At 46.8% G+C, this 13,484-nt stretch carries 10 protein-coding genes and 3 pseudogenes; 2 read left to right on the top strand and 11 right to left on the bottom strand.

Annotation, left to right across the window (positions count from 1 at the left end; genetic code table 11):
- Nucleotides 1-23 precede the first annotated feature (23 nt).
- A complete protein-coding gene (locus NAL19_RS14180) occupies nucleotides 24-1,391 on the bottom strand; it encodes a pyridoxal-phosphate dependent enzyme (RefSeq protein WP_263057679.1) in 1,368 nt (455 codons plus the stop codon).
- A 254-nt stretch (nucleotides 1,392-1,645) separates the two neighbouring features.
- On the opposite strand from NAL19_RS14180, the gene NAL19_RS14175 reads away from it, so the two are divergent.
- Nucleotides 1,646-3,159, top strand: a protein-coding gene (locus tag NAL19_RS14175) for an IS3 family transposase (protein ID WP_411561399.1) whose coding sequence is annotated in 2 segments (ribosomal slippage) — nucleotides 1,646-2,096 and nucleotides 2,096-3,159 — 1,515 coding nt in all. Because the reading frame shifts where the segments join, the coding sequence is not laid out codon by codon here.
- Between the two features lie 34 nt (nucleotides 3,160-3,193).
- Here NAL19_RS14175 and NAL19_RS14170 read toward each other — a convergent pair.
- The 8 genes and pseudogenes from NAL19_RS14170 to NAL19_RS14135 form a co-directional block, all read right to left on the bottom strand.
- Nucleotides 3,194-3,358, bottom strand: a pseudogene (locus NAL19_RS14170) (RAQPRD family integrative conjugative element protein); the annotation flags it as partial.
- A gap of 187 nt (nucleotides 3,359-3,545) precedes the next feature.
- Nucleotides 3,546-4,799: an ATP-grasp domain-containing protein gene (locus NAL19_RS14165; RefSeq protein WP_225085196.1), complete on the bottom strand. Its 1,254-nt coding sequence runs from the start codon at nucleotides 4,797-4,799 to the stop codon at nucleotides 3,546-3,548.
- A 27-nt stretch (nucleotides 4,800-4,826) separates the two neighbouring features.
- A complete protein-coding gene (locus NAL19_RS14160) occupies nucleotides 4,827-5,861 on the bottom strand; it encodes a 2Fe-2S iron-sulfur cluster-binding protein (protein WP_411561398.1) in 1,035 nt (344 codons plus the stop codon).
- Nucleotides 5,862-5,883: 22 nt separating this feature from the next.
- The gene (locus NAL19_RS14155; RefSeq protein ID WP_263057677.1) at nucleotides 5,884-6,789 is read right to left on the bottom strand and encodes a diiron oxygenase; all 906 of its coding nucleotides are present in this window, start codon (nucleotides 6,787-6,789) and stop codon (nucleotides 5,884-5,886) included.
- A gap of 26 nt (nucleotides 6,790-6,815) precedes the next feature.
- Nucleotides 6,816-8,000 carry an MFS transporter gene (locus NAL19_RS14150; protein ID WP_225085193.1) on the bottom strand — a complete coding sequence of 395 codons (1,185 nt, stop codon included), beginning with the start codon at nucleotides 7,998-8,000 and terminating at the stop codon, nucleotides 6,816-6,818.
- A gap of 2 nt (nucleotides 8,001-8,002) precedes the next feature.
- Entirely contained in the window at nucleotides 8,003-8,566 is a 564-nt protein-coding gene (locus tag NAL19_RS14145; protein ID WP_225085192.1) for an RBBP9/YdeN family alpha/beta hydrolase, read from the bottom strand.
- Nucleotides 8,567-8,573: 7 nt separating this feature from the next.
- Nucleotides 8,574-9,359: an arylamine N-acetyltransferase family protein gene (locus tag NAL19_RS14140; protein ID WP_225085191.1), complete on the bottom strand. Its 786-nt coding sequence runs from the start codon at nucleotides 9,357-9,359 to the stop codon at nucleotides 8,574-8,576.
- A gap of 278 nt (nucleotides 9,360-9,637) precedes the next feature.
- Nucleotides 9,638-9,979 (bottom strand): annotated as a pseudogene (locus NAL19_RS14135) (TIGR03747 family integrating conjugative element membrane protein); the annotation flags it as partial.
- A gap of 68 nt (nucleotides 9,980-10,047) precedes the next feature.
- On the opposite strand from NAL19_RS14135, the pseudogene NAL19_RS14130 reads away from it, so the two are divergent.
- A pseudogene (locus NAL19_RS14130) lies at nucleotides 10,048-11,199 on the top strand (IS3 family transposase).
- 509 nt (nucleotides 11,200-11,708) lie between these two features.
- Here NAL19_RS14130 and NAL19_RS14125 read toward each other — a convergent pair.
- Nucleotides 11,709-12,626, bottom strand: coding sequence for an aminotransferase class IV (locus NAL19_RS14125; RefSeq protein ID WP_263057676.1), 918 nt, complete (start codon nucleotides 12,624-12,626; stop codon nucleotides 11,709-11,711).
- A 28-nt stretch (nucleotides 12,627-12,654) separates the two neighbouring features.
- On the bottom strand, nucleotides 12,655-13,467 hold the full coding sequence (locus NAL19_RS14120) for an amino acid ABC transporter ATP-binding protein (protein WP_225085189.1): 813 nt from the start codon (nucleotides 13,465-13,467) through the stop codon (nucleotides 12,655-12,657).
- Between the last annotated feature and the right edge of the window lie 17 nt (nucleotides 13,468-13,484).

The raw sequence follows: 13,484 nt of genomic DNA, 5'->3' as shown, positions 1-13,484 counted from the left end.
AAAAGAGAAGCGTGAGCAACGTATCAGCGAAGCGTCTGCCGCCATTGGTTCAGGACATCTGTACGCGTAATCAAACCGAGAAAACGATCGCCGTCGAGAATCACAGCGACAAACCCCCTGTCAAAAATTGCCAGTAGATCGTCAGGCGACGCCTCTTTTGGCAGCGTCTTGACCTGATCGGACATCGCCTCACGCGCCGTCAGTGAAAAATGCTGGGTATCGTTTTTGAGACTGTTTAGCAGATCCCATTCATCAATCACGCCGACTACGCGGTCGTTGTCTAATACGGGAAGTTGGGAGATGTCGTACAGTCGCATACGGGTATGTACCACGCTGAGCGTGTCGTCAGGTGACACCGAAACCGTGGCACCTTCATCGTGGCGATAGGTGATGAGATCGCGCAGGTCGCCGTGTGACGGACGCGTGATAAGTCCTTTCTCAATCATCCAGTAATCGTTAAACATCTTGGACAGGTATTTGTTGCCGCTGTCGCAAACGAAGGTGACGACCCGCTTAGGCTCGGTTTGTGCCCGACAGTAGCGCAGGGCGGCTGCCAGTAGCGTGCCGCTGGAGGAGCCAGCCAAAACGCCTTCTTTGCGTAGCAGTTCCCGTGCGGTGTGGAAAGACTCGGCGTCATCAATCGCGTAAGCGTGGGTAACCTGAGTGAAATCGGCCAGATCCGGCACAAAATCTTCGCCAATCCCCTCCACCAGCCAGCTTCCTGCCTCACCATATTCACCGCGCTGTATATAGTCCGTCAGAATCGAACCGGCGGGGTCGGCAAGGACAAAGGCAGTCTGCGGCGACACCTCGGCGAAGTAGCGGGTTAACCCGCCTAGCGTGCCACCGGAACCCACGCCGACGGCGACAGCGTCAATCTGTTCTTCCATCTGCTGCCACAGTTCGGGGCCCGTCGTGCGGTAGTGCGCCTCCAGATTGGCTGGATTATTAAACTGATCGATGTAGTACGCATCGGGCGTTTCCTCTGCCAGACGACGGGCATAATCCTGATAGTAATCAGGGTGGCCTTTGGCGACATCAGAGCGCGTAAGCCGCACTTCTGTACCGAGTGCCCGTAGATGAAAGATTTTCTCGCGGCTCATTTTGTCTGGCACCACCAGAATCAGGTGATACCCTTTCAGTGCGGCGACCAGTGCTAGGCCGAGTCCGGTATTGCCAGCGGTGGCTTCAACGATGGTGCCACCCGGTTTCAGCCAGCCCTGACGCTCTGCGTTTTCAATCATAGACAGCGCCACACGATCCTTAATCGAGCCGCCGGGGTTCTGGTTTTCCAGTTTGACGAACAGTCGGCAGGGGCCGGTATCAAACTGGGTGAGCTCCAGCAACGGCGTATGACCGATCAGGTCGAGAACGGCGTTGGCACTTTTCATAGCATTTCACTCTGTCGAAAATGGTGGATGCCACATAGTAGATCTGCTGCAAATCGAAAATGAACGAAGTAAATCACCAAAGAATATGCATTTAAGTAATATAATATTCTGATTGGCCGTAAGGATGTGCAGAGGCGTAGCGGTGCGGGCGTATAGACTGCCAGCGAAAGGATTAATAGATCGCGTTGTGACCCCCTCTGTCAGGATAGTTGTCACCCCCATCGAAAATACTAATGACAAGATGGGAACAGAGCGTGAAACGAATTTCACCAGAACGTAAATCAGCCGCACTGGCTAAATTGCTACCGCCCTACAACATGACCGTCACCGCAGTTGCGCAGATGGAAGGGATATCGGAAGCTACTCTCTATTACTGGCGTAACAAGGCGAAAGCAGAGGGAATACCGGTGCCGGGTGCAGACAGAACTACAGACCAATGGTCAGCCGAAGCCCGGCTGGCAGTAATTATCGAAACCGCAACACTCACTGAATCGGAACTCGCCCAATACTGCCGTAAAAAAGGGCTCTTTCCTGAGCAGATTAGTCAGTGGAAACAAGGTTTTTTGCAGGTCTCTTCGCCCAATGACAAAGCGGCGCTCAAACAAAGCCAGAAAGAAGTTAAACAACTAAAACGCGAGCTGGTTCGTAAGGAAAAGGCGCTGGCGGAGGCGGCAGCGATACTGGTGCTGCGAAAGCAGTTGCGGGATTTTTACGGGGAAACCGACGAGGACGACTGACGCCCGGAACAGAGCGGCAGGCACTTATCGGTTATGTGCGGGAAGCGATGGCGTCAGGAGCCCGGCTGTCAATAGCGCTGACGGAAGCGGGATTAAGTGAACGGACGTGGCGACGCTGGCAAACGTCGAGGGAGGACAAGCGCGTCAGCGCGGTCAGACCCTCCCCGGTGAACCAGTTAAGTGAGCAGGAAGAGCAACAGATACTGGCAGTGTGCCATCAGCCAGACTACGCCAGCCTTCCCCCGTCACAAATCGTACCGGCGTTGGCGGATAAGGGGATTTATCTGGCAAGCGAGTCAACCTTTTACCGGGTACTGCGTCGTCATGGAGAGGTGCATCGCCGGGGACGACAACGGGCGGCTCAGAAGGTCACCCCGGCTACGAGTTGGCAGGCCAGCGGGCCGAATGAGGTGTGGACATGGGACATTACATGGGTTCCGTCAACCGTAAAGGGGCGCTGGTTTTACCTGTATCTGGTGGAAGACCTCTACAGCCGAAAAATCGTGGGATATGAAGTGCATGAAACTGAAAGTGGTGAGCAGGCGGCAGCCCTGATACAACGCACGGTCCTCCGGGAAGGATGCTGGCAATCCCCGCCGGTACTGCATGCGGACAATGGTGCGGCGATGAAGTCACAGACGTTGCAAATGAAGCTACATGAGCTGGCAATAAGGCCATCTCACAGCCGCCCAGGAGTCAGTAACGACAACGCGTATGTGGAGTCGCTGTTCAGGACACTGAAATATATCCCGCAGTGGCCGTCATCGGGGTTCGATACATTGGATGAGGCGTGTGAATGGGTAGAAGATTTTACGCAGTGGTATAACGAAACGCACAGACATAGCGGCATCAGGGATGTGACGCCGGGTCAGCGACATCGTGGAGAAGACGGTGTGTTGCTGAAAAATCGGGATGAGGTGTACAAAAAGGCAAAATCGCAACGGCCTGAACGCTGGTCTGGCAGAACACGGAACTGGCATCAGGTAGGGAAGGTAATGCTGAATCCAGAACGGGAAAAACAGGCAGCCTAAATCAACCGGGGGTGCCAACTATCTTGACACTTACCGCATCCTGACCATTCTGATTGGCAACCACCCGGGCACGATCTAATCCAGCCTGAACCTGGTCAAGCTGACGCATAACCAGTGCAAGTTCATCTTTTTCGGAAGCATGGGCCTGAACTACGCAAACCGAAGCCAGCAGTACACTCAGCCCAATAAATCGGCACATCTCTCTTCTCCTGTAGCGCATAACGGCGAGGAGAAAGACTGACGTAACAGGGGGATAAGCACAGCAGGAAACTGTTTATGGGATGGTGAAAATTTAGTGTGCGACTACACCATTTGTTAGAATAAGGAGGAATATTTCCTCCTTATTCACTTGATATATGGCGATAAAATAGCCAGATAACCGATGTTTAGCTTTCGAGTATGATTAATCTACTATTTCTCTCCATTTCAACTATAGCCGCTGCGTCTCGTTCAAGAATTGCCAAATCCGTACTGAACAGCACAACACGGCCATACGATGTGACAAGATCGGTAGTTTTCTCTATATGATCGCCAGACTTAACTTTACATACTGTAAATCCGTAGCTTGATAATGGTGAACACATATCCTCTATGCACACATCTTTTACCATTCCTGAAGAGGGCGAACTGAGAAAATATTCAACGGCATATTTCTTCAATGTCGGAGCATTCATGGTTTGCCTTCTAAAATCTGAAGAAGAAATGCGAGCCATCAAACCAAGGTCAACAAGGGAATGTGAATTACATTCATTCACGAGACGGGGCCCAAGCCCACCATGCATTCTTGCTCCTGACTCAACCAATACGGGGCCATCTGAGGACATTATGACTTCATTGTGGGAGCTGCCGTTAACGATCCCGAGTGAGGTCAGGACCTGTTTGACATAGTTAACGAGAGCCGAATGTTCAGTTACAGATTCAGTAATCATCTGTCGGTAAATAGGCACTCCATCTACCTGTTCTTTTATATATCTGAATATATTTACGATGAAATGCTTACCCTCATTGCTTACTGCGTCAACAACATACTCGATCCCTTCGATTTTCTGTTCTATGAGCAGTTCACTATTGCGGTTACCGGAGTAGTCTAAAGTACCGATTAAGCTATCATAAGCCTTTTTTATTTCATCAACGCTTTTACAAAAGAAAACACCTTCTGTTCCGAATGAGCGAATAGGTTTAACCACATACTCAGTGAAAGGATTATCACTGCACCACTGTAATATGCAGTTAAAATCCCCCGATTTAAAATGCGGAATATATCTGATACCTTCCAATTTGAGCTGTTTCTGCATCAGATATTTATCGCGGCGCGCTGCCGAAAGTGACAATATATTAGGCATACGATCCCATTTATCACACAGTAAATCAAATACAGAGACTCCGGGTTCAGAACCACAGATGATAAAGTCAGGCGCTTGTGTTAAATAACTCTCGATTTCAGCCACAGTGACATTCAGTGATTTATAATAAAAAACCTGTGCATAGTCTTCCTTCTTGAAGGTTGCCATAACAGCTTCGGGAAGATGACTATTTGTTATCAGAGCAATAGTCTCATATCCATAGAGTGCTTTAATTCTATTCGCGAACACTGCGCCACTTGAAAAAGGGTCAACTACCAGAACATATTTACTCTTCACTGATACATCCTTATTTAAAAATATTTTTCAAATGATTTCTATACTAGCGATATCGCTCGATGGATAAGAACAGCATGCAAGACGAATACCGTTATCTCGTTCTGTTACGGAAAGACAAAAATCAGGTTCGCTTTTAACCTCTCCACTATTCAGCCGGAATTTACAACTTCCACATATCCCCGATCGACACATACTTCTAATAGGAACCTGATGTAAAATCAGGTTCTCCAGTACAGTCTTTTTTCTGTTTACGCTCACCTGTCGGAACAGATCTCTACCGGATATAACCATATATGATTGTTCTTCCGTTTTTTCCTCTCCTAATTCTAAGGCCGTTGAGGAAGTAAATGATTCTGTTTCGACCTTTGCCATAGGAAAAATCAACCGTACTGATTCTCCTATGGCAGCAGCAAATTGAATACTCCCGCAAATAACAACTTTATCGGGTTCATAGGAAAAATTAATTTTCCGTAGATCTATTCTTCCATAACGAATGATTTCATCAACTCTGTATAACGGACTGCGTGTGACATGAATATGCAAGTTGAACCAACTACAACGCCTGTATAGATCAATAAGCTCATTTAAGTACGGAATAGCGACTAGTTCGTTAAAACTCAATACGAGTGTTACCGTATGTCCAGTGTTTTCCTCTCCATAATATCTATAATATTCTCTAATCAGTGATAGTGGAAGTGTGATGCCTATCCCCCCCGCAATCATTAGCAGGTGATTACTATTTTTAATGGTATCAAAAGTGATGTTCCCACCAACACCGACAACTTCCATTTCCTTTCCAATCAAACAGAGTTCCGTTATCCTAGATGAAACACTGGCAGTCCCTTTATTCTCGACTATAATATCGTAGCATTGTTCATCACTAACTGAGACTAGTGTATAGCATCGATATTGGGATGAATTATCTACATCCGAAAATTTGAAAACTAAATATTTACCAGGACTTAGATCAGCATCAATTACGGAAGTGTTCTCGACAAGGTTAAGACGAAACAGTCTAGTATTAGTTGTAAGTAAATAGGATTCGGAACAAATAAGCTTCATCAGAGATTGTCCATAAATAATATTACAAGCCAATTCTAGATATGACGGTTTCTGCCGAGTCAAGATAGATTTTTATCTCATTGCAACTGTCTGTTTCAGCAATAATTTCTCTGGCATACGGGAATTCAACCATATTGAACACATTCTCCCATGCACCAAGTTCGTTATCTGCAAATAAGTCAGCAGTTTTCAACATGGTCTCCCGCAGATATTTCCTTTCACTACGGCTGAGGTCTCTCACAATATCATAAGCAACATAGCTAAATACGCTAGCATGACTCCATTCATCTTCTGCATGAATTCTCGTTACTTCGTGACAGATCTTTTGAATACTGGCATCTTCCGCCATGACTTTAAGATAGTCAGTTATCAACGTTTCACTTGCACAAGCAATGGCAAATCGGCTAAGCCGCCTCTGCCACTCAGCACTACAACCCGCCAAGAGTTGCTGACGCCAGCTAATCAGATTGAAACTTGTGTGGTTTAATGGAGCAATACGTCTCCTATCATAGATATAGTTGCAGGCCATAATTGACATACGTGTGTGAAGCGCTTCATCCAAAAGGGCTTCAGACATAACATCTTGTAACTCTGCCCGGTTAGGAGCGTTCACAGGGGGTGACTTGATTATATCCTCACATGCTGGCGTTACGATGTCGCATTCAATGTATATTGTCTTCAGGTTATAGATACCCCATGCATACGAGAGGCATCTATTTTTTAGCTCATCAGGTGCCTCCTTCCATGCATCATGCAAACGAAATGGTAGAAGTGACTCACTAAAGTCTTTTTTTAATACATCAAACTCAAGGTCTGAATATTCTGAATGTTTGTTATTGACCGCTGCCCTATTTCTCCATAATAAGGAAAGTTTTTTCAACATTATCGCAACGTTCTCACTATCAGGGATCACTACATTAGTATTCATAAATTATGCCTCAGTTCATGTAACTATTAATTGCTATTTTTAACTCGAATCATGGTCATAAAAATGGAACCAGTGAGTGCAAGCACAGCTGAAATTACAAGGGCATTTTCCCAATGACCACTATCAAGAAATTTTCCATAAATGATGGCAGATAAAGCACTCCCGAGATAGAAAGAAAGTTGGCGTATACTTGTCGATAATAGTGTTCTCTCTTTCGCGAACCCCGTAATAGCAAGCGTATCAAGAAGTGGCATCAGACAATAATTAAGTAAAAGTCTGATGAAATACAGAGCGATAAAAATCGCAACTGACACATGGAGAGACTGAGCATAGATGCATATGAATGTTAGCACTCCAGAGATAATGACAGTCGGTTTAAGGGAAAACCGTTTAACCAACAAAGGCGCAAAAATTGCCCCAACAACACTAATGATTTTGTCCCCCCCCATTATAAGAGAGATTTCACTGACATTCATTGAATACGCAAGATTGAATACAATATTAATGAATCGAAATATCAAGGTAATAGAACCACCAAGAAAGGAAGATGCAACAAAAAGCACAAAAAAATTGAACCATTCTGTTTCCCGTCCCCCTGAAATTTTTACTCCCTCTTTGTCTGGCTCAACAATTCCATCTAAAGATCTCAAACGGAAATAAATCATCAATATGGCAGAAAAAAAAGATGCCAATAGAATAAATTGATAGTTTACTAGGTTATCCACACGAGAATAATAAGTTATTAGGCTAACTATAACCGATCCTACCATGGCCGCTCCCAGATAAGAAATGAAGAAGCAGCTAAATAGCGCAGTACGGCTACTAGATTCAACATTTGATCCTACCAATGAGTTTCCGAGCGATAGCAACGCAATCATGCCAGATAAGATCACTCCCAACGCCAATGCACTCGCAGTTATTGTTGTCAAGAAAGGGAGTAAAATGAAAGGAAATGCATAAATGAAAGAAGAGTAGATAAGAAGTGTTTTCTGAGAAACTTTCTTACTCAGATAAATCAAAGGCACTACTGCTGCGGCCATCATTATCATTGCAATGGCGTAAATATGTCCTGTATCTGATTTATCAATCCCACGAATTTCCAGATAGAAATTATAAACAGCATCGAACATGCCATTACTCAACCCCATTAAAAAAGTCGCAATCAGGAAATTCCTAACCGCAGGACTAAATTTCTCTATTTCTTTTAACATTTTTATTCTTTTTCTCCCTTGCTGATTAATTTCCTACCTGTAAATTCCTCAATTAGTTTTTCCCCAGTCAACCATTCGCCGTATCCTGCGGCTGTATGAATATGTCCAGCACCAGGAATTACTTTTATTTCACTTCCCCATGCGGAGGCCAACTCATGGGCTCGTTGCAATGAAAGATGCTCATCGTTATCGCTACAAATCAAAAGAGAAGTTATAGAAAGATTCTTGGTAGGTAACGGCCTTTGCTGACGAATATCCTCCAGAGCATCCTGAGCGTCAACGTCAGCAAGCGCAACCATAATTGCATACACGACCTTCTCACTATCGTAAGATTCCACCCATTGGGCTACACTAACAGCGCCGCAACTATGCCCGATTAGCACGATGTCACCTGTAGTATTCTTTATGGTCTGATCCAGACGCTCGACCCATGTTTGGCGACAAGGATTATTCCAATCATCCTGTATGACACGGATAACATTCGTATACTTCCTTTCCATGTAAGACTGCCAATGCTCAGGACCAGAGTTAGTGTAGCCAGGGACAACCAGATAAGTAGTTTCCATTCATTCCTCACATATGGGGTAATTTTTCGGATTCGATATTGATCCCAAATCGAGATGAAAGAAGTAATGATAGTTCTTCTCGGTTTGCTATTTCTTTTGAAGAAGAAGACAACCCGTCGACCTCAGTGAAAATGTTGTTACGTATACTTATCCGCCCATTTTTCGTTGGCATACTTGCCACATTATTCGTGTTGAGGAGACTTTTTGATGAATACAGAGTATAGAAATACGCCATCTCGACATCTTCAATAGTTGTTTCAATATCATGAAAAGCATAAATAGCTTCCCACGATGCATCCGGTTTACTATTTTCTTTCACTGAAACGGTCCATCCATGCTTGCGGCATTTACTTACGCGGGAAGAAAGGAAAGAGTGTTGGTGCTCATATCCATCAACTAAAAGTAAAGGCGCGCGTGGGCCTTTAGCCCCATAACCAACGTCAAATATCCAATCCTTCTCCTCTATTGAAATAATGAATATCTGGTGGGTTGCAGGGGTCAACATCGGTGTTAACAATCTAGCCAATCGGTATCTATATATAAATCCAACATGTTCTAGAAAAGGTCTAAGTAAAACAGAAAATTCGAAACAAATCCCTCCTCTCCTATTCCCTAAGATGGCTTCGGATATAGTTAAATAGCTGTTTCCCTTTGATGCATTTTCTTTCATACTCATATTTTCAAATGGAATTGAACATATATGAGCATAATGTAATTTGAAAAGGTAACTTATATCTGAAATAGGGGGAGAAGAAATATTTATACGAGAAGTGAAACGTAGTAAATCGTTCATGAAACTCTCCATGTATTTCCTACAATCGCCAGATAACTGCAACCATAGATTCCATTAAAATGGATGAATTGAAAACGTGATAATACGGATTAATTTTCAGCATGCAATGTTAAAAAGCATAACTTATTTTGTAAAAAAACATTACTTAGCTTATGAAAAGTAAAAAACACAAATATCTCATTGATTCCATATCATATAGTTACAAGTTATATAGTTATCACTATATAAACTTCCGTTTAAATAAAATAATTAAAATAAAAATAATTACCACATGTTATTTATAGATACTTCTTAAATGCTCCGGTGACTACAGATAGTATTACGCCCAACAACACCGCAGCGGGTAAGAGCAACAGATTCGGCCACACGGCAGTTGGCCAGGACAAATACAGCATGCAGGGGCCATACATAGCAGGCTTCACAAACCGCTTCGCATGATGATAGATAAAACTGGATTCGTAGCCAGCACCGTAGCGCCGTAAATCCCGACGAACCAAACCATCAACGATCCCTGTCACAGCAACCATGATAAAAAGCGGTATCGATAGCACCAAAATGCCAACCCGTATCGCAAAAATGACCGTGACATAAACCGTCGCCTGTAAGTATTCCCACAACGCAAGTGATCTTACCCGCCAATAGTGGACACGCGACTAAGTGAGTAAACTCTCTACCAGAGGTAGCTCACATGACAAAAGCCGTATCAACCAGTAAAAAACCACGTAAGCAACATACGCCTGAATTTCGCAACGAAGCCCTGAAGCTTGCAGAGCGTATCGGTGTGGCTGCCGCTGCTCGTGAACTCAGTCTGTACGAATCCCAGCTTTATAACTGGCGTAGCAAGCAGCAGAGCCAGACAACGTCCTCTGAGCGAGAAAGTGCACAGGCAGCAGAGATTGCCCGCCTCAAGCGCCAACTGGCGGAGCGGGACGAGGAGCTGGCCATTCTCCAAAAGGCCGCGACATACTTCGCGAAGCGCCTGAAATGAAGTATGTCTTTATCGAAAAGCATCGGGCTGAGTTTAGCGTCAAAGCCATGTGTCGGGTGCTCAGAGTCGCGCGCAGCGGTTGGTATGTCTGGCGGTCTCGCCGTCATCAGGTCAACTCGCGTCAGCGGTTCCGACTTGTCTGCGATGCTGCCGCGTCAGCAAGGCATTCAATCATGCCAGACAGTGGTACGGAGCCCCACGACTGGCTGATGAGCTACCGGACTATAACGTGAAAACGATTGCTGCCAGTCTGCGCCGTCAGGGGCTGCGGGCAAAAGCCGCGCGAAAGTTCAGTCCGGTCAGCTACCGGGAGCACGGCCTGCCCGTGTCTGAAAATCTGCTGAAGCAAGACTTTATCGCCAGCGGCCCGAATCAAAAATGGGCAGGCGATATCACGTACTTACGTACGGATGAAGGCTGGCTGTATCTGGCGGTGGTCATTGACCTGTGGTCGCGTGCCGTTGTCGGCTGGTCGATGTCATCGAGAATGACGGCGGAGTTGGCCTGTAATGCCCTGCACATGGCACTGTGGCGACGAAAACGGCCTCAGAACGTGATTGTTCACACAGACCGTGGCAGTCAGTATTGTTCAGCAGATTATCAGGCCATGCTGAAAAGCCATAATCTGCGAGGCAGCATGAGCGCAAAGGGATGTTGTTACGATAATGCCTGTGCTGAAAGTTTTTCCACTCACTGAAAGTGGAATGTATCCACGGTGAGTGCTTTGCCAGCCGGGAAATAATGCGAATGGCGGTGTTTAATTATATCGAGTGCGATTACAATCGCTGGCGTCGCCACAGTGCATGCGACGGTCTCAGCCCGGAACAGTTTGAAAACCAGAACCTCGCTTAGGGCTGTGTCCACATTACGTGGGTAGGATCAGGCCGAATGAGGTGTGGACATGGGACATTACATGGGTTCCGTCAACCATAAAGGGGCGCTGGTTTTACCTGTATCTGGTGGAAGAGGGGGGGCCAACTATCTTGACACTTACCGACTGCCGCAAACAAGTTTAGCCAAATCAGTTAGATTGCTCATATGAGCCTCTCAAGTCCATTCCATCAAACCCAATATCAAATCAGAAAATGCTAAGGTATGGTACACAGGTATGGTACACGGTTGGTCAATTCTAAAAATAACTTCCTAGAAAATTTTATCGAGTTACCATTTTTGGTCAAAACACTTCCAAACCATACCTTTACAAATTTGATGTCCGCTCTTCGCTCATTACCGACTATCCAATAATCGTGTTCTAACACAAAACACAGCCAGTGCAAGTCTGAGCTAATGCATTCCCGACGCAGCACAGACTTTCAGGATATCTCTTGCATCGTCGTCGTTATCTCGACGATGCATCTTTATTAGCGTGCGTGTAAGTACGCCTCATACCAGCGGCTGAGCTGTTCGGTAACCGGACGGTGTTCGGCGTTAAATGGGCGGCCATCCAGCGCTTTTACCGGGGTGATGCCTGCCAGCGTGCCGGTGACGAAAGCCTCATCGGCGGTGAGGGCTTCTGCCAGCGTAAAATCCTGAGTCCTGACCTTGAGTCCATTAGCCTGCGCGAGGTTGATAAGGGTCTGGCGAGTAATCCCGTTGAAGCAATAACGGCCCGACGACGTCCACAGTTCACCGCGGCGGACGATAAAAAAATTGGTGGAGTTACAGCTGGCGACAAAACCGTTCGGGTCCAGCATCAGCGCTTCGTCGGCACCGGCCTGTAAGGCCTGTAACAGCGCCTGAATAAGATTAAGCCGGCTGTGTGAATTCAGCCGCAGATCGAAGACGTCTGGTGTGCTGGTGCGATAGGTGGAGGTAAAGAGCGTCAGCCCGCGCTTTTTCGCTGCCGTATCGACGACCTTATACTCCGCCACGCACACGATAGTCGCGCCGCCGATAATAAAGCGGGGATCCTGATTCGGGGTATGTTTTTTCCCACGGGTAATCATCAGGCGAATATGTACGCCATCGGTCATGCCGTTGACGGCGAGCGTTTTGTAGAGAATATCGATCAGCGCCTCCCGACTGTGGCCGATATCCAGTTGGATTGCGGCGGCACCGTCGAACAGGCGATCCAGATGGGCATCCAGCGCGATCAGGCGGCCGTTAACCAGACGTAATCCTTCCCATACGCCGTCGCCGCACACATAGCCGGAATCAAAGATCGACACTACCGCGTTATCGCGATGAACAAATTCCCCATTCACATACACCTGTACGTCGTTATTACGCGGATCCTGCAAGTAGGCCTGACTGCTTTGGCTGGATAACGTGGGTTGCATTTTGCTGTTCCTGAATGTGAATGATGAATTAAAAGGCTCGCTCGGCAAACCGGGCAAGAAAAGCCTGGGTTCGCGGTTGCTGTGGGTTTTTCAGCACCTGTTCGGCGCTGCCCATTTCATGGATCACGCCATTCTCGATAAAGATGACGCGGTCGGCGAAGTGGTAGGCGAATCCCAGTTCATGAGTGACCAGCAGCAATGTGCGTCCTTCGTCCGCTAAGTCGCGGATGGTGTGCAGCACTTCCCCCACCAGTTCCGGGTCCAGTGATGAGGTCGGCTCATCAAACAGCATGATTTCCGGCGACATGGCCAGCGCACGGGCAATTGCCACGCGCTGCTGCTGGCCGCCAGACAGGTTGGCGGGGCGTGCGTCTTGCTTGTTGCTCAATCCAACCTTTTCCAACTGGGCTTTGGCGATGGCATTCGCATCATGGCGCGGCATTTTTTTCACCGACACCAGCGCTTCACGCACATTCTCCAGCACGGTCAGATGGGGAAACAGGTTGAATTGCTGAAACACCATGCCGACGCGTTCACGCACGGCGCACAGCTGCTTTTCCGGGTAGTCGCGCTGGCCTTGCGCGTTGGTTTTTCCCAACACGACGCCATCCAGTTCGATGGTGCCCGCGCTGGGAATCTCCATGAAATTCAGACAGCGCAGCAGGGTGCTTTTTCCCGACCCGCTGCCGCCGATGATGGCAATTTTTTCGCCGCGTCGTACATCCAGATCGATACCTTTCAATACCTCAACGGCACCGAAGCGCTTCTGGAGGCCGCGAATGCTCAGGACGACATCCTCATTCAGGTCTATATCTTCACGCAGAACGTTATCTTCACTCATAGCAATCCTGTGGTGCT

Source organism: Pectobacterium sp. F1-1, assembly GCF_025643735.1.
Classification (GTDB): Bacteria; Pseudomonadota; Gammaproteobacteria; order Enterobacterales; family Enterobacteriaceae; genus Pectobacterium; species Pectobacterium colocasium.
Note: the sequence above shows the minus strand (reverse complement) of the source record. Positions and strands in the feature narration are given on the sequence as shown.